At 60.7% G+C, this 15,518-nt stretch carries 16 protein-coding genes; 11 read left to right on the top strand and 5 right to left on the bottom strand.

Translation table 11 applies throughout. The features are described from left to right. Position 1 precedes the first annotated feature (1 nt). Entirely contained in the window at positions 2 to 958 is a 957-nt protein-coding gene (locus AADW23_RS10090) for a cyclase family protein (protein ID WP_341860813.1), read from the bottom strand. An 89-nt stretch (positions 959 to 1,047) separates the two neighbouring features. Here AADW23_RS10090 and AADW23_RS10095 point away from each other — a divergent pair, with 89 nt between their 5' ends. The 7 genes from AADW23_RS10095 (at position 1,048) to AADW23_RS10125 (ending at position 7,075) form a co-directional block, all read left to right on the top strand. Further along, a complete protein-coding gene (locus AADW23_RS10095) occupies positions 1,048 to 1,539 on the top strand; it encodes an OsmC family protein (protein WP_341860814.1) in 492 nt (163 codons plus the stop codon). Beyond that, positions 1,536 to 2,201: a TetR/AcrR family transcriptional regulator gene (locus AADW23_RS10100; RefSeq protein ID WP_341860815.1), complete on the top strand. Its 666-nt coding sequence runs from the start codon at positions 1,536 to 1,538 to the stop codon at positions 2,199 to 2,201. Before AADW23_RS10095 ends, AADW23_RS10100 begins: the two co-directional genes overlap by 4 nt. Before the next feature lie 101 nt (positions 2,202 to 2,302). Continuing rightward, positions 2,303 to 3,121, top strand: a complete 819-nt coding sequence (locus tag AADW23_RS10105; RefSeq protein ID WP_341860816.1) for a xanthine dehydrogenase family protein subunit M — start codon at positions 2,303 to 2,305, stop codon at positions 3,119 to 3,121. Positions 3,122 to 3,124: 3 nt separating this feature from the next. Next, positions 3,125 to 3,595, top strand: a complete 471-nt coding sequence (locus tag AADW23_RS10110) for a (2Fe-2S)-binding protein (RefSeq protein WP_341860817.1) — start codon at positions 3,125 to 3,127, stop codon at positions 3,593 to 3,595. After that, on the top strand, positions 3,592 to 5,967 hold the full coding sequence (locus AADW23_RS10115) for a xanthine dehydrogenase family protein molybdopterin-binding subunit (RefSeq protein WP_341860818.1): 2,376 nt from the start codon (positions 3,592 to 3,594) through the stop codon (positions 5,965 to 5,967). The genes AADW23_RS10110 and AADW23_RS10115 overlap by 4 nt, the downstream gene beginning before the upstream one ends. Positions 5,968 to 5,985: 18 nt before the next feature. Next, positions 5,986 to 6,606 carry a glutathione S-transferase family protein gene (locus tag AADW23_RS10120; RefSeq protein WP_341860819.1) on the top strand — a complete coding sequence of 207 codons (621 nt, stop codon included), beginning with the start codon at positions 5,986 to 5,988 and terminating at the stop codon, positions 6,604 to 6,606. Positions 6,607 to 6,667: 61 nt separating this feature from the next. Beyond that, positions 6,668 to 7,075, top strand: a complete 408-nt coding sequence (locus tag AADW23_RS10125) for a GFA family protein (protein ID WP_341864318.1) — start codon at positions 6,668 to 6,670, stop codon at positions 7,073 to 7,075. A 3-nt stretch (positions 7,076 to 7,078) separates the two neighbouring features. Here AADW23_RS10125 and AADW23_RS10130 read toward each other — a convergent pair whose 3' ends face one another. The 3 genes from AADW23_RS10130 to AADW23_RS10140 all read right to left on the bottom strand — a co-directional run bounded on the left by AADW23_RS10130 (position 7,079) and on the right by AADW23_RS10140 (position 9,658). Continuing rightward, positions 7,079 to 7,612, bottom strand: a complete 534-nt coding sequence (locus AADW23_RS10130; protein ID WP_341860820.1) for a cupin domain-containing protein — start codon at positions 7,610 to 7,612, stop codon at positions 7,079 to 7,081. Between the two features lie 2 nt (positions 7,613 to 7,614). Next, a complete protein-coding gene (locus AADW23_RS10135) occupies positions 7,615 to 8,499 on the bottom strand; it encodes a polysaccharide deacetylase family protein (protein ID WP_341860821.1) in 885 nt (294 codons plus the stop codon). Between the two features lie 82 nt (positions 8,500 to 8,581). Then, complete coding sequence (locus AADW23_RS10140) at positions 8,582 to 9,658, bottom strand: C4-dicarboxylate TRAP transporter substrate-binding protein (RefSeq protein WP_341860822.1); 1,077 nt, start codon at positions 9,656 to 9,658, stop codon at positions 8,582 to 8,584. A gap of 294 nt (positions 9,659 to 9,952) precedes the next feature. Here AADW23_RS10140 and AADW23_RS10145 point away from each other — a divergent pair, with 294 nt between their 5' ends. The 4 genes from AADW23_RS10145 to pcaD all read left to right on the top strand — a co-directional run bounded on the left by AADW23_RS10145 (position 9,953) and on the right by pcaD (position 13,838). Further along, entirely contained in the window at positions 9,953 to 10,420 is a 468-nt protein-coding gene (locus AADW23_RS10145; protein WP_341864319.1) for a TRAP transporter small permease, read from the top strand. A gap of 13 nt (positions 10,421 to 10,433) precedes the next feature. Next, a complete protein-coding gene (locus AADW23_RS10150) occupies positions 10,434 to 11,756 on the top strand; it encodes a TRAP transporter large permease (RefSeq protein WP_341860823.1) in 1,323 nt (440 codons plus the stop codon). Positions 11,757 to 11,934: 178 nt separating this feature from the next. After that, positions 11,935 to 13,044: an LLM class flavin-dependent oxidoreductase gene (locus tag AADW23_RS10155; protein WP_341860824.1), complete on the top strand. Its 1,110-nt coding sequence runs from the start codon at positions 11,935 to 11,937 to the stop codon at positions 13,042 to 13,044. After that, on the top strand, positions 13,044 to 13,838 hold the full coding sequence (gene pcaD / locus AADW23_RS10160; RefSeq protein WP_341860825.1) for a 3-oxoadipate enol-lactonase: 795 nt from the start codon (positions 13,044 to 13,046) through the stop codon (positions 13,836 to 13,838). Before AADW23_RS10155 ends, pcaD begins: the two co-directional genes overlap by 1 nt. On the opposite strand, the gene AADW23_RS10165 is transcribed toward pcaD, so the two are convergent. Continuing rightward, complete coding sequence (locus tag AADW23_RS10165; protein ID WP_341860826.1) at positions 13,833 to 15,278, bottom strand: cobyric acid synthase; 1,446 nt, start codon at positions 15,276 to 15,278, stop codon at positions 13,833 to 13,835. The two genes, pcaD and AADW23_RS10165, sit on opposite strands and share 6 nt — an antisense overlap. Positions 15,279 to 15,518: the final 240 nt, after the last annotated feature.

The raw sequence follows: 15,518 nt of genomic DNA on the forward strand, positions 1-15,518 counted from the left end.
CCTACTTGATCGCTTGCGGGTTGATCGGAGAGCCCGCCGCACCGGGAATATGCAGGGGAGGGGCGGTGAAAAGGAACTCGTAGACGCCATCCTCGGCGCAATCTTCGCCCAATTCTTTCAGATAGAAAATCTCTCCCATCGAAATGCCGATGGCGGGGATCACGACCCAGTGCCATGGCTGATTGGCCTCGTCCGTTTCATTGGGGCGCACCTCGCACCCCCAAGTGTCAGCGCAGATGGCGGCGATGTCGTGGGCTTTGATCCAGCGGGCGGTCTCGAACGACAGGCCCGGTGCATCGCCGCCCGCGTAGCCGGTCCAATCTTCGGCGGCGAGGCAGCGTTCCTGATGGCCGGTGCGCACGATCACAAAATCGCCCTTGCGGATTTCGACCCCCTGCGCCGCCGCGCAGCCATCCAGATCGGCGTTGGTGATGCCATAACCGTCCTCCAGACTATCGACATCCTTCCAGCGCGCGATATCCAGCAGCACGCCGCGCCCGACCATCTTGTCGCGCACATGCTCGATCCCCAACCGCTTCGCGCCGTTCACCGTCACATCGGTCGCGGGGTAGCCGTTGTACATCTGCTCATCCAGGAAGATATGACACAGCGCGTCCCACTGGGTGCTACCCTGACAGGGCAGGTTAATCGCGTCGTCGGCGTAGCGCAGGTACGCCTTGCCGTCGCCATCCTGTTCACCTTGGACCGCATCGGTGCCGGTGGCCAACATCTGATGGATCAGGTTCCATCGACCTCCAAACAGGCCGGATTGGATTTTCTCTTTCAGATCAAGGCCAAGGGCAAAGGTCTTCCCCTTGCGAACCAGCTTTGCCGCCGCCACCACATCATCGGCTGTGACATTGTTCAACGTCCCGATTTGGTCGTCATCGCCCCACCGTCCCCAGTTGGAGAGCTCTTTCGCGGTATCATAAATGTCCTGACGGGTCAGCTTGGCCATGGTCCTGTCCTCCCAAACAGCGTTTCTTAATGATCGAATGATAAATAGATGCTAGCGTTGGGTTAACGAACACGCAACAGGGGGGATCAATGGCAGATCAATCAATCAAAACCTTTGACGTTGTCTTTGAAGGTAAGGGCGTCGCGTCGGGGAAAATGCGCAACGATATTTCGGTCGAATGGCCGATGATGAAAGAGACGTTTGAACTGGCCACCGATGAAGGCCCGTTCCATGGCGGTGACGGCACCGCGCCGCCGCCTCTGGCCCTGTTCACCGCCGCGCTGACGGGCTGCCTGATGACCCAGATCCGGGCCTTCGCCAAGCGCCTGAAGATCGACCTGCGCGGGGTGGAAGTGGACGCCCGCCTGCATTGGAAGGGCGAGCAGCAGGGCAACGATCCCTACGTGACTGCGCCCGTCGGTTTCTCGCTTGATGTGGCGTTGGACAGTGACGCCAGTGCCGATCAGCAACGCGCACTGCTGGACGCCGCCAAGAAAGGCTGCTTTCTAGAGCAGAGCCTTGCGGAGGGCGTTATCGTCGGCCACCGCCTGAAATTAGACAACGAATGGCATGATGCGTGACAAGTGAACCTGACCCGACCGCCCCGACCGAGCCCCCCAAGCAGCCGCGCCGTCGCCTGTCATCGGAGGAGCGTCGGCAAGAGTTTTTGACCAAAGCGATCGAGTTCTTCGCGCAGGAGGGGTTTGAATCCTCAACCCGGGAGTTGGCCCGCCGATTGGGGGTCACGCAGCCTTTGTTATATCGGTACTTCCCGTCAAAAAGTGACCTGATCGCAGAGGTTTACGATGCGGTCTACGTGAAGCGCTGGCAGGATGAATGGGGCACTTTGTTGCGCGACCGCTCGCGTCCATTGCGGGAGCGTCTGGTGGAATTCTACGACGCCTATACCGAGGTCGTCTTTCACAACGACTGGATGCGCATCTTCCTTTTTTCGGGCCTGAAAGGCGTCGATATAAACCGCCGCTACATGCAGTTGGTCCGCGAGCGCATTCTGGAGCCGATCCTGCAAGAGATTCGTTTTGACGCGGGATTGGATTCGCTTGACCCCTCCGATGAAGAGGTCGAGGCCGCCTGGATCATGCACGGCGGCATTTACTATTACGGCGTGCGGACGCTGATCTACGAAGTCTCGATCCTGAACAACAAATCCTTCGTGATCGAGACGGCGATTGATAGCTTCCTGCTGCAAATTCCTTCGATCAGGGATGCCGCATCGAATTGATTTTAAACGGTTCTATTGGTTTTCCAATTTCTCCTTGCTAGTTATTTATAGATTGATAAATTAGCCCTATTGGCGCATTGCGCGGCTTTGGGGGGGAAGACATGAAAGCGGCAGAGTTTCTTTATGAACGACCTGCTTCCGTTGCAGAGGCGCTGGCGCTGCTGGCGGACGAAGACCGCGACGCGACGCCTTTGGCAGGCGGGCAAAGCCTGATGCCGATGATGAATTTCCGCCTGGCGCAACCGGGCACCTTGGTCGATCTTTCGGCGTTGGAGGACCTGCGCGGCATCACCCTGAGTGACGGGATGGTGCGCATCGGCGCGATGACCCGCTATGTGGAATTGGTCCGCTCTGGGGTGGTGGCCGATCACGCGCCGTTGTTGGCGATGGCTTTGCCCCACATCGCCCACGCCGCCGTGCGTAACCGGGGCACCATTGGCGGCAGCGTTGCCTTGGCTGATCCGGCAGCCGAAATGCCCGCGCTGTTGCTGGCGTTGGATGCGCAGATCACGGTGCAATCGGCCGAAGGCACCACCACCCACGGGGCCACGGACTTCTTCCTTGGCATGTATGAGACCGCGTTGGAGGAGGGGGAGCTTGTGTCTGAGATCGCCATTCCAGTTGCCGCGCCGACCGACCGCTTCGCCTTTTATGAATTGGCCCGGCGCCACGGCGATTACGCGATGGCCGGTGTCGCTGTGGCGCGGCGCGACAACGCCCACCGCGTCGCGTTTTTCTCGATATCTGACAGGGCGTTACGGGCCTTCGACGCGGAAGAGGTGTTGGACAAGGGCGGCAGTGTGATCGACGCCGTCGCCGCCTTGGCCGAGCTTCCGTACTCCGGCGACCTCAATGCCGCCATCCCCACGAAAAAGCACCTGTCAGGCGTCGTCCTGACCCGCGCGTTGGAGGCGTTGTGAGCCATGACTGACACTCAAACAATCTCTGTCACCGTGAACGGCGAGACCGCAAGCGCCGCCGTGCCGGTGCGCCAGAACCTGGTGGATTTTCTGCGCAACACTCTGGGTCTGACGGGCAGCCACGTGGGCTGTGAGCACGGTGTGTGCGGCGCCTGTACGCTGGAAGTGGACGGCGCCATGGTGCGCGGTTGCCTGATGCTTGCGGTGCAAGCGGACGGCGCAAAAGTCACCACGATCGAGGGCTACGGCGACCGGGCCGCGGCACTGCGAGCGGCGTTTATCGACCGCAATGCCTTGCAATGCGGCTATTGCACCCCGGGCATGTTGGCCAGCGCACTGGAATATGTGGAAGGCGGCGGCGGAGCCGATCGCGCCGCCATCCGAGAGCACCTTTCCGGCAACTATTGCCGCTGCACCGGCTACCAATCCATTGTCGATGCCGTGTGCGACGTGATCGAGGGGGAAAGCTCATGAGCGGCCCTCTGACGATTTTTGACAAGCCCAATTCCCTTATCGGCAAGCCCGTTGACCGCCCCGATGCCAAGCGTCTCTTGCAGGGGCGCGGCAAGTTTGTGGACGATATCCAACTGCCCCGCATGGTCCACGCGGCCTTTGTGCGGGCGCCCGTGGCCCATGGGCGGATCGTGTCGATTGATCTTGATGAGGCCCGCGCCGTGCCCGGCGTCATCGCCATCTATACCGGGGCTGATCTGGCCGATCATGTGGAGCCTTACGTGGGCGTGCTCAGCCATATGGTGGGCCTGCGCTCAGCGCCGCAAATGCCTTTGGCCATCGATACCGTCCGCTGGACCGGAGAGCCGGTGGTGATGGTTGTCGCCAGCTCTCGGGCTGTGGCCGAGGACGCGGCGGCGCTGGTCTTCGTGGACATCGAAGACCTGCCCCCCGCCACAGATATGGAGCGCGCGTTGGAACCTGACGCGCCGGTGATCCACCCGGATTTCGGCAATAACCTTGCCTGGGAACGCACCGTTGAGGCGGGCGATCCAGACGCCGCTTTTGCCCGCGATGACGTGAGTGTGGTCGAGCGCACGTTCCGTTTCGGTCGCCACACCGGCGTGACCCTGGAGACCCGCGCCAGCGTCGTGGATTATGACCCTTCCGAGGACACGCTGACCTGCCACTACTCGGGCCAAGCGCCTCATATGATGCAATTTATCTTCGCCAAGCACTTGGGCTTGCCGGAAGAAAACGTGCGCGTGATCTCGAATGATGTGGGCGGGTCTTTCGGGATCAAGATCCACACCTATGGCGATGAGATTGCCACGGCAGCGGCCGCGAAACTGCTGCAACGCCCGGTGAAGTTTGTGGCGGATCGGCTGGAAAGCTTCCTTACCGACATTCACGCCCGTGACCATGTGGTGCACGGGCGCATCGCAGTCACCCCAGAGGGGGAAATCGCGGCACTTGCCTTTGATGACATCACCGGCATCGGCCCTTATTCGATGTATCCGCGCACCTCGGCGATAGAGGCGAACCAGATCCTGAACCTGACCGGGGCGCCCTATGCGCTGGAGAACTACCGCGCCAACGCCAAGGTGGTATTCCAGAACAAGAACCTGATGTGCCAATATCGCGCTGTGGGGCACCCGATTGCCATGGCGGTGGCCGATGGCCTGCTAGAGGAAGCGGCCCATAAGATCGGCATGGATGTGGTCGAAATCCGTCGCCGCAACCTTGTTAAAGATGACGCCTATCCCTGCACCTCGGCCACGGGGATGAAGCTGGATGACCTGAGCCATCACAAGACGCTGGATAAGCTGATCGAGACGATGGATTACGACGCCAAAAGGGCGGAACACGCGGCGCTGCGCGCAGAGGGTATCCACCGCGGCCTTGGCCTCGTTTCGATGATCGAGGTCACGAACCCCAGCCCGATGTTCTACGGCATCGGCGGCGCGCCGATTGCCAGCCAGGACGGCTCTACCATCCGGCTGGAGGCGGGCGGGGCGATCCATGTGTCGTCCTCGGTCACCGAGCAGGGGCAGGGCACCAACACGATCCTTGCGCAGATCGCGGCCGGGGTTTTTGGCGTCGCAATGGACCGGGTGAAGGTGACGACCGGTGACACGAAAACCACGCCTTACGGCGGTGGAACATGGGCGTCACGGGGCGCCGGGATCGGAGGGGAGGCGACACTGCAAGCCGCCCACGCCCTGAAAGAACAGGTGTTGGACATCGCGGGCGTGATCCTGCAAGCCAAGCCGGAAGCCCTTGATATTGTTGAAGGTCATGTCACCGACAAGGACGGCACCCAACGCATGAGCCTAAGCGATCTGGCCCGCACCGTTTACTACCGAGGCAATGAATTGCCTTCAGACATGACACCGGAACTCGTGGCCACCCGCCACTACCGCGTCACCGATTTTCCCTTCGTTTTCACCAATGCCGCCATGGCCGCCGAGGTCGAGTTGGACCCGGACACGGGATTTGTAAAAATCCTCAACTTCTGGGCGGTGGAAGATTGCGGCCGGGTGATTAACCCCAAGCTGGTCGACGAACAAATTCGCGGGGGTGTGATCCAAGGCATCGGGGGCGCGTTCTACGAGGAGTGCATCTACTCCGAGGACGGCCAGTTTGAGAACGCGACCATGGCCGATTACCTTGTGCCGATGGCGTTTGAGATGCCCGACATCACCATTGCCCACGTGGAAACGCCCACCAAAACCAGTGTCCTTGGTGCCAAAGGCGCAGGCGAGGCCGGGACCGGCGGCGCGCCGGCCGCTTTGTTGAACGCGGTGAACGATGCGCTTCGCCCCTTGGACGCACAAATCCACCAAATGCCCATGACGCCCGAGCGCATTCTAAAAGCGCTCGGCACTGTTTAGCCCCTTGAAGGAGACCCCATGACAACGCTTTGTTACGCCAAGAAAACCTGCTCGATCGGCATTCATGTTCTGTTAGAAGAAATCGGCATTCCTTATGATCTGAAGATCGTGGACTTCTCGAAGAAAGAGCAGAAGACGCCGGAGTATCTGGCGCTTAACCCCAAGGGAAAGGTTGCCGCATTGGTGCGCGATGACGGAAGTGTGGTTACGGAATACGCGGCAATCGCCATGTATCTGGCGCTGGAGCATCCCGAGAAAAACCTGATGCCCACGGACACCGAAGGCATGATCCGCACGCTAGAGGCGATGGATTTCATTATTGGCACCGTCCACATGCTGTCGTGGCGCATGTTCCGACGCCCCGATGCGTACTCGGACATCCCCGAGGCGGTGGAACAGCTGAAGGTGCGCGGGAAAGAGGCCATGATGGCCGCGTTCGACGTGGTGGATGAGCAGTTGGAGGGCAAGGAGTGGCTGATGGGCGATTACTCCATCGCCGATACCGCGCTCTATTATAACGAATACTGGGCCGTAGATGTGGCCGGTTGGGATCTGCCGCCGAACGTGCGTGCCCATTACGAGCGGATGAAGCAGCGCCCCGCGGTGCAAGCAAACCGGAAGCTGGAAGGCGTGGCTTAAGCCGTCTACCATAGAGCAATGGCAGCGCCGGGCAGGGATGCCCGGCGTTTTGCGTTCAGCCATGGGGGCAGAGGAGGAGCCGAGAGTGCAACAGCATGAAGCGGGGTGTCTGTGCGGGAAGCTACGGGTCGCGGCGACAGGGGCACCGGTGCGGGTCGGGCTGTGCCATTGCTTGGACTGCCGCAAGCACCATGGGGCGTTGTTCTACGGGGCGGCGATATGGCCAAAGGATGCCGTGCAGATCAAAGGGGACTTCGGCGCGTATCAGGGGCGGTGCTTTTGCCTAACCTGCGGGTCATCTGTTTTTGCGCAATCGGGGGACGAGACAGAGGTTCACCTTGGCGCGTTCGACCAGCCGGATCGTTTTCGCCCCACTTATGAAGTCTGGGTTGAGCGGCGCGAAGCGTGGCTGCCGCCCTTCCCGGAAATGACCGGGTTCCAGCGCAATCGCGAGAACCCGGACGGCTGACGACTACTTGGCCTCTAGATCGCCAGTTTCATTCACCCGCAGACCCGTGGCATGGCTTGCCTCCAGCACGCTGGGGGCCCATTCGACGCGACCGCCGTCGCCGGTGGTCTCTTTCGAGCCGATGATTGCCATCAACATCGCTGGAGCGTCCCCGATATTGCGGAACCCGCGATAGATGCCGGGCGGGAAGGAGATGACGTCGAAGGGCTCAATCTCGATTTCCTTGTCGCCATCCTCGCCCCAAACCGCAGCCCAACGGCCGGTAAGGGGGATGAAGACCTCGATCGTTTCATGGGCATGAAGGGCCGCGCCTTTGCCGGGCTCTGCTCCCACATAGGTGATCCCGAAGTAGCGCGAATCCACGATGGAGGGGGCAAGCCCCGCATCCTCGGTCACGCCGCGCCCGATCACGTTGTAGATATCGCGCTCATACTCCGGAATCCGGGTGTCTACGAACGCCTGGGGTGAGGCCTTGAGGTCCCGATAGCGGGCCACGCGCGCCTGCATTTCCTCTACGCTGATGTCCTTGATCTCCATTCCTAATCTCCTGTTACCCGTGTCAATTCAGTCCGATACCAATCGCCAAGCTGGCTGGCGGTCATCCATTGCGTGCCCTCATGGCCGCCGACGTAATCCAGCAGTTCCTCCAGATATTTGATCCTGTGGGGCACGCCGGTGATGTAGGGATGCACCGAGATCGCCATGACGCGCGGACTGGTCGCGCCCTCGGCATAGAGGCGGTCAAACTGGTCGCGGCCCCGGGTCAGGAACTCGTCCGAGCGGTGGCCTTGCAGGGCGTAGACGGCGATGTCGTTGGTCTCGACCGAATAGGGCAGGGTGGTGACGCGGCCAAACGGGGTGGCGACGTCTTGGGGCAGGTCATCAATCACCCAATCGGCCACATATTCCACCCCATGTTTGCGCAGTAGATCCAGCGTCTCTTCGGTTTCGGTCAGCCCGGGGCTTTCCCAGGCGCGAGGGCGGGTGCCGCAGAAGGATTCGATTTGATCCAAGGCCTTGGCAATCGCGCCCTCTTGATCGTCCAGCCGGTGCATGGGGCCTTGCAGATGGCCGTGGCCCATGAACTCCCATCCGGCCTCAAGTGCGGCACCCGCAACACGGGGATAGCTGGCGCAGACGTTGCCGTTGATCGCCAGGGATGCGGGAATGCCGCGGTCTACAAGCGCCTGATATTGCCGCCAAAAGCCGGATCTCATGCCGTATTCGTGCCAGCTCCAATTCGGGACATCGGGTAGCAGGGGCTGGCCCATTGGGGGCGGCAACACCGTGCGGGGCATCGGGTTTTCGATGCGCCATTCCTCGACATTGACGATCACCCAAACGGCGACGCGTTTACCGTCTGGAAGGCGCAGTTTCGGGCGATCAACAATAGCTTGATAGGGGATGCGATCGGACAGGGCCATAACGCGCACTCCGGTGCAGAATGTTGGGGGGAGGGGGATGGAAAAGGGCGGCCCGTAAAGGCCGCCCCGATCAACGTCGTGCTTACTCGACGGTGTAGGTGTACGGCCATTCGTAGCCGGTTTCATCCACCGCGCTGAGGTAGGCTTGCATCACCTCGGTCCCCGGCATTCCGCGGCTATCGGCCTCGGCTGCTTGCTGGCCGGGGAATGAGGCGAGGGATTCGGCCCATCCGCTGCGCACCTCTGGTTCGATTTCCGAGATCATGGCCCCGGCTTCGGCCAGCCCTTCAAGACCCGAAACCTGACGCGCGTTCAGCGATGTACCCGCCTGTGCCTCGTAGGCCGCTCCGACTTCAAGGATGATCGCCTGCACGTCTTCCGGCAACCGCGAGAGACTGCGTTCGTTCATGGTCAAGGCGTTTACGCCCATCGCGCCAAACCCGATCAAGGTATAATGGGGCGCGGGTTCGTAGAAGCGGAAGCCAAGGTAGGCAGAGGGGAACATCAGCCAGCCATTATAGACGCCCGTTTGCAGCGACAGATAGCCGTCAGGCAGCGTCGATTGCACCGGTTGCGCGCCGGCAAATTCCAACCATGGCAGGTTGGGACCCGCACCGCCGATCTTCACGCCTTGCAGATCTTCGACCGTCTCCCAAGGGTCGGTGGTGCCAAGGTGGTAGTTGTCCCACCCGTGCAGGCCCAAAAGCACTTGGCCGTATTCCGCGGTGAACTGTTCCTCTAGCCAAGGCACCTGATCGTAGACGGCACGAGCGGCTGCCATCTGCTGTTCAGAATCCTGCGGGCCGAAGGGCGCGTAGTAGGGGAAGTTGTGCAAGAACAGCTTGGCGGGCTCGAAGCACATGCAATAGGCGCCGATGTCGAGGATGCCGTTTTCAACAGACTCCAATGTCTCCGCCACGCCCGCGATGGAGCCGCCGTAGCCTTCAACGAATGTGATGGTGTGATCGGTTTCTTCTTCCACACGCCGCACGACCTCGGGGACAAAAAAGTCCGCTACGTCAGAGACATAGACCGTCGGCCCGTTGGGGTGCCCGGCGCCGATGCGCAGGGTGAAATCATCCGCCAGCGCCGCGCCCGAGCCTAATGTCAGTGCGGCCGCCGCAAGGGTCGTCCCTCGTAAAAAAGCCAGTGTTGCCATTGTTTTCTCCTCCCATTGATGGCGATAGTTCGTCAGCGACCCGCTGTTGTTTTGGTCCGTCCGTTCGGATGCTTCCCTTATTTATCGGTCGCTAATCTAGCGTACTTCCTCACAAAACGGCGCATCGGTCAAGCTTTCTGGCTCACTATTTATCGACCGCTAAATAACAGCTTGACCCACGGCGCTGATCCAGTAGCGTTTCCAAAATTGTCGCAGGCAACGGACGGGGAGGGTCTAATGGGCGTGCCGATCAAACTATCACGGGGCATACACTTGGTGTCGGCTTTTTGGACTATGGCGCTGGCGTTGCTTATCTTTTGCGACGTCATGGGTCGTAAGTTCCTGGGCACGCCGGTGCCTGGAACGAAAGAGATTTTGCAAAACTCGGTGGTCTCCATCGCCTTTTTGCAGCTGCCCCTTGCGATCTATTCCGGCTCCATGTTGCGGACCTCGGTGTTTGCCGATGCGGTGCCAGTGGGCCTGCGTCGTATCCTGCGCACGATATCGGCGCTTCTGGGGATCACGGTTTTTGTGGCCCTTGTCTGGAGCACGAGCGACTCGTTCTTCGACGCCTACCGGATCGGCGAGTACGAGGGCGAAGGGTCGCTGCGCGTGCCCACATGGCCCGTGCGGGGCGTCGTTCTGGTGATGTCGGGCTTCGTCGCCTTGGCGTATCTGCAAATGATCGTGCTCGACTGGATGGGCAAGCTGGAAAACGAAATTGAAGCGCCGGGAGCGATGGCTCCGGCACACGTGGATTGAGGGGAGAGCCGTAATGGGAGGTGATATCGTCCTGTGGATGCTGGGTCTCTTGATCCTGTTGATCTTGCTGGGCACGCATATTGGCGTGGCCTTGGCCGTCTGTTCGGGCCTTGGTGTCTATCTGATGCTGGGCAGCTTCGAGGCCGCAATCTCGATCCTTGGCAACACGGCCTACGAGGCGATCCGAAAGGACGTTTTCGTGGTGATCCCGCTGTTTGTCTTGATGGGAGATTTCATATCTAGGTCCGGGGCGGCGGGGGATTTGTACCGCATCTGCGACCGTAGCCTCAAGCGTCTGCCGGGACGTCTGGCCATTGCGACCATTGCCGGGAACACGGTTTTTGCGGCTGTAACGGGCGTGTCCATTGCCGCCGCTGCCGCCTTTTCGCGCATCGCTTATCCCGAGATGAAAAAGGCAGGCTACAAACGCACCTTCGCGTTGGGGGCCGTGGCCGGTTCGGCCTGTCTGGGGATGTTGATCCCGCCGTCGGTCTTGTTGATCGTCTGGGCGATCCTGACGGAATTGAGCGTCGGGGCCTTGTTCATCGCCGGCGTCATCCCCGGTATCATGCTGGCCCTGATGTTTGCTGCTTTCGTCATCATCTCGGTCGCCCACAAGCCGGAGATCGCCCCGTCGTTCCAAGCGGAACTGGTGCCGCTGACCAAGCAAGAGGTGCGGTCCGAGTTGATCGGCGGCTTGGGCATTCTGGGGCTTATCATGTTGGTGATCGGCGGCATCTGGAAGGGGTTCTTCACCCCGACCGAAGCGGCAGGATTTGGCGCGATTGGCGCGTTCATCATTGGCCTGATCAAAGGCATGCGCGGCAAGGAAATCCTGGAGGCAATCTATCAGGCGGGCCGCACGACGGCGCCGATCATGTTCCTGCTGATCACCGCCCAGATGTATTCGCGGCTTCTGGCGATTGGCGGCGCGGTGCCGTTCATTCAGGGGTTGTTCTTCAACCTTGGGGCCGAGCCGTGGATGATCATCGGATTGATGATGCTGATCTGGATCGTGCTTGGCATGCTGGTCGATTCCGTGTCGATCATCCTTTTGACGGTGCCGATCTTCTCTCCCATTGCGGTGGTGCTGGGGATTGACCCGGTGGCCTTCGCGATCTTCGGCATCCTGGTGATCGAGGCGGGCCTTCTGACGCCCCCGTTCGGATTGCTTGTCTACACGGTCAAAGGCGCAGTGCCGGACCCCTCCGTCACGTTGGGAGAGATCTTTCTGGGCTCTACGCCCTATTTCATCCTGATCCTGTTGGCGGCGTTGATTGTGTTGTTCATCCCCAGCCTTGCCACCTGGCTGCCGGAAGTCATGTTCGGACGATAGCCGCCCTGGGCGTTTGATCCCTGCTTAAAAGCCCCGCCAACACCGCGGGGCTTTTGCAAATTGGGTGCCCGAAGTCGGGCTATCAACTTTTCTAATGGAAGCGGCGATTCCTTTTGATTTTCCCTACAGGCGCTGCGGCACATATCCTGAACCTGTAACTGGAAGCGGAGACTGCACCATGGACCTTGGGTTCTTCACGATGCCAATTCACCCCATCGACAAGGACTGGCGCAAATGCCTGGCCGAAGATCGGGAGGCGTTTTTGCTGGCCGACGAGTTGGGCTTCACCGAGGCCTATGTGGGAGAGCATGTCACCGACAAGGCCGAGCAGATCGTGAGCTGCACGATGTTCATCGCCTCGCTGGCTTCCGCCGTGAAGAACATGCGCCTTGGGACCGGTACGGTGAACCTGCCCAACAGCCACCCCGCCAATGTTGCGGCGCAAGTGGCGATGCTTGACCACATGCTGGATGGACGGTTCAACTTTGGTATCTCTCCCGGTGGTCTGGCCTCGGACGCAGAGGCCTTCGGCAACCTCGACGCGGACCGGCAAGAGATGTTCCTGGAGTGTATCAACACGGTTCTGAAGATCTGGGAAAGCGACGCGCCCTATAACATCGAAGGCAAGTATTGGAACGTCTCGACGGAGCGGACCGCGATGACTGAAATTGGCCAGGGCATCATGCCCAAGCCTTTGCAAAACGACCCGCATCCGCCCATCGTCGTGACCGCCGTTGCCCCCTTCTCCAAGGGCGTGACAGAGGCCGCCGCGCGGGGGTGGGACCCGATCTCGGCTAACTTCCTGATGCCCCAATGGGTCGCGTCCCATTGGCCGAAATATAAAGAGGGCTGCGAACGCGTAGGCCGCACCGCGGACATGGCGAACTGGCGGGTGGCAAAGTCGGTCTTCGTGGCCGACGATATGGACACGGCGCGGGCCTATGCAACCGATCCCAACAGCCCCTATCGCTTCTATTACAGCCAGTTGTTCACCAAACTGAAAAAACACGGGCGCATTAATCTGTTCAAGGAACACCGCGATCAGCCCGATGACGAGGTGACGTTGGACCACGTTTGCGAACGGTTGATTATCTGGGGCACGCCCGACAAAGTGGCTGATGAATTGCTATCGTTCCGAGAGGAGACCGGCCAATTCGGCACGCTTTTGGTGGCGGGCAAGGATTGGGCCGACGTAGAACTGTCGCGTCGCAATATGGTGCTTCTGGCTGAGCGGGTGAAACCGGCCGTCGATGCGGCAGAGGCAAAAGCCACAGTAAGGGGCGTATGATGGCGGATCGCAGCAACCGGATTGATCTGGGCACCCACGCGCTCAACACGCGCATGGATGGGCGGGGGGAGGAATGGATTATCCTTTCCAACTCCCTCGGGGCGGACCTGACCATGTGGGACGAACAGATTGAGGTTTTGACCACGAAATATCACGTCCTACGCTACGACACGCGCGGCCATGGGGGCAGTGACACCGTGGGGGCAACAACATTCGCGGACCTCAACAGCGACGTTATCGCCCTGATGGATGCGCTGGAGATCGAGACCGCCGCCTTCATGGGGCTTTCCATGGGCGGCATGACGGGCATGGGATTGGCGGTGGATCACGCCGACAGGATCACCCGCGTTGTCTGCGCCGATGGCCGCGCCGACGCGCCGCCGCCATTCCAAGCCATGTGGGATGGCCGCATCGCTGCCGTAGAGGAAGGGGGCCTGGAGGCGATTGTGGAGGGCACCTTGGCCTCTTGGTTCACCGAGGATTGGCGCAACGCCAACCCCGCGCGTCTGGCTGAAATCCGCGCCATGGTGCTGGCCAATGATCCGCAGGGATATATCGCGTGTTGTCATGCCTTGAAGGGCCTGGATTGCTTGCGGCACCTTCCGCAAGCGAAGGCCCCGATCCTTTATGTGGGCGGCGATAAAGACATGGGCGCGGCCCCTGCGGTGATGCAGGAAATGGCCGATGCAACGCCGGGCGGTGTTTACCACTCGATCCCTGATGCGGCCCATGTGGCCAACATCAATGCCCCCGAGGCGTTCAACGCCGCGATTGCAGAATTCCTGGACCTATAAAGAGACATTCAGGAGGGCGTCGACATTCATCACGCCCTCCAGATGCGCGGCCAAGGCGTCCAGAGTTGTCTCGACCGTGGCGTCATAGCTAACCGTGGCGGCCGTGCCGAATTGCGCCAGCCACGCGCCCCGGAACCGGTCATCGCGGAACATGCCATGCAGATAGCTACCGCTGACCCGCCCGTTGAGGCTGATCGCGCCCTCGGGGTTGCCGTTCACTTGGGCAAAGGGGCGGGCGCAATCGGCGCCCTGGGTGCGCCCGATGTGGATTTCATAGCCATTGAAGAGTGTCTCCGATGGCGCGTGAACCGCCGCCACCTGCGTCAGCCGTTTGTCGCCCGTCATCACGGTTTCCACATCCAACAGCCCAAGGCCGGGGTCAGTGCCTGCTGGCCCCTCGATCCCGTCGGGGTCCGCGATGGATGTGCCAAGCATCTGATATCCGCCGCAAATGCCCAAGACGTGCCCGCCTCGGCGCAGATGCGCGGCAAGGTCCACATCCCATCCCTGCGCCCGCAGATAGGCCAGATCGCCCCGGGTGGATTTGCTGCCGGGGATGATCACCACATCGGCGTCGCCGGGAATGGCCTCTCCCGCCGAAAGCATCGTCAGGCGCACGCCGGGTTCTAGGGCCAGCGGGTCCATATCGTCGAAGTTCGCAATGCGTGACAGGCGCAGGCAGACGATATGCAACCCCTCCGCTTTGGTGCGTGTGGTGATGTCCAGCGCGTCTTCGGCGGGAAGGTTGGCCGCATCGGAAAACCACGGGATCACCCCAAAACCGCGCCATCCGGTGTGCTGTTCTATCAGCCTGTAGCCGTCGTCAAACAGGCGCGGATCGCCGCGAAACTTGTTGACCATGAAGCCACGCACCAGGGCGGCATCCTCGGGCGATATCACCGCCTGCGTGCCCACGATCTGCGCAATAACGCCGCCTCGGTCGATGTCTCCGCAGAGCACCACGGGCGTCTGCGTGGCCCGCGCGAAGCCCATGTTGGCGATGTCTCCGGCGCGCAAGTTCACCTCCGCCGGAGATCCCGCGCCCTCTACGATCACCAGATCATGTTGCGATTTCAGGCGGTTGAAGCTTTCCAGCACGGATTCCAGCAACTGCGGCTTCAGCTTGGCATATTCCCGAGCCCGCGCGGTTGTCAGGCGCTTGCCCTGCACGACCACCTGGCTTCCTGTCTCGGATTCGGGCTTGAGCAAGACCGGGTTCATATCCGTATGCGGCGCCAGCCCGCAGGCCAAAGCCTGCAACGCCTGCGCGCGCCCGATCTCTCCGCCATCCGCCGTGACGGCTGCGTTATTGGACATGTTCTGCGGCTTGAACGGCGCCACGCTGAGGCCGCGCGCCCGTGCAATCCGGCAAAGGCCCGCCACGAGCATCGACTTACCCACATTGGACCCCGTCCCCTGGATCATCACCGCACGGCTCATGTTGGACGCATTCCGCAAATGTTCTGCATTTGTTTAATTTTCTTCAACGTCCTGATAGACAATATGAGTTAGCGGAAACTGCAACACAGTCGGATTCCATGTCAGAACGCACATACAACCGTTTCATGACCATCGCCTCTGTGGTGATCTTTGGCGGCTTCGCCCTCGCGATCACGTAGCTGAACAGGTTCCTGAACCGGCTGCCCGGAGTGGAGCCGGGCATGGCATCAATGATGCGCG

The sequence above is a fragment of the Gymnodinialimonas sp. 57CJ19 genome (genome assembly GCF_038396845.1).
Taxonomy (GTDB): Bacteria; Pseudomonadota; Alphaproteobacteria; order Rhodobacterales; family Rhodobacteraceae; genus Gymnodinialimonas.

Bases quoted from the DNA above. Each gene is read 5' to 3' on its own strand.
- AADW23_RS10105 (WP_341860816.1), top strand. From the start codon at position 2,303: ATGAAAGCGGCAGAGTTTCTTTATGAACGACCTGCTTCCGTTGCAGAG.
- AADW23_RS10125 (WP_341864318.1), top strand. From the start codon at position 6,668: ATGGGGGCAGAGGAGGAGCCGAGAGTGCAACAGCATGAAGCGGGGTGT.
- AADW23_RS10110 (WP_341860817.1), top strand. From the start codon at position 3,125: ATGACTGACACTCAAACAATCTCTGTCACCGTGAACGGCGAGACCGCA.
- AADW23_RS10120 (WP_341860819.1), top strand. From the start codon at position 5,986: ATGACAACGCTTTGTTACGCCAAGAAAACCTGCTCGATCGGCATTCAT.
- AADW23_RS10135 (WP_341860821.1), bottom strand. From the start codon at position 8,499: ATGGCCCTGTCCGATCGCATCCCCTATCAAGCTATTGTTGATCGCCCG.
- AADW23_RS10095 (WP_341860814.1), top strand. From the start codon at position 1,048: ATGGCAGATCAATCAATCAAAACCTTTGACGTTGTCTTTGAAGGTAAG.
- AADW23_RS10155 (WP_341860824.1), top strand. From the start codon at position 11,935: ATGGACCTTGGGTTCTTCACGATGCCAATTCACCCCATCGACAAGGAC.
- AADW23_RS10090 (WP_341860813.1), bottom strand. From the start codon at position 958: ATGGCCAAGCTGACCCGTCAGGACATTTATGATACCGCGAAAGAGCTC.
- AADW23_RS10150 (WP_341860823.1), top strand. From the start codon at position 10,434: ATGGGAGGTGATATCGTCCTGTGGATGCTGGGTCTCTTGATCCTGTTG.
- AADW23_RS10115 (WP_341860818.1), top strand. From the start codon at position 3,592: ATGAGCGGCCCTCTGACGATTTTTGACAAGCCCAATTCCCTTATCGGC.
- AADW23_RS10140 (WP_341860822.1), bottom strand. From the start codon at position 9,658: ATGGCAACACTGGCTTTTTTACGAGGGACGACCCTTGCGGCGGCCGCA.
- pcaD (WP_341860825.1), top strand. From the start codon at position 13,044: ATGGCGGATCGCAGCAACCGGATTGATCTGGGCACCCACGCGCTCAAC.
- AADW23_RS10145 (WP_341864319.1), top strand. From the start codon at position 9,953: ATGGCGCTGGCGTTGCTTATCTTTTGCGACGTCATGGGTCGTAAGTTC.
- AADW23_RS10130 (WP_341860820.1), bottom strand. From the start codon at position 7,612: ATGGAGATCAAGGACATCAGCGTAGAGGAAATGCAGGCGCGCGTGGCC.
- AADW23_RS10165 (WP_341860826.1), bottom strand. From the start codon at position 15,278: ATGAGCCGTGCGGTGATGATCCAGGGGACGGGGTCCAATGTGGGTAAG.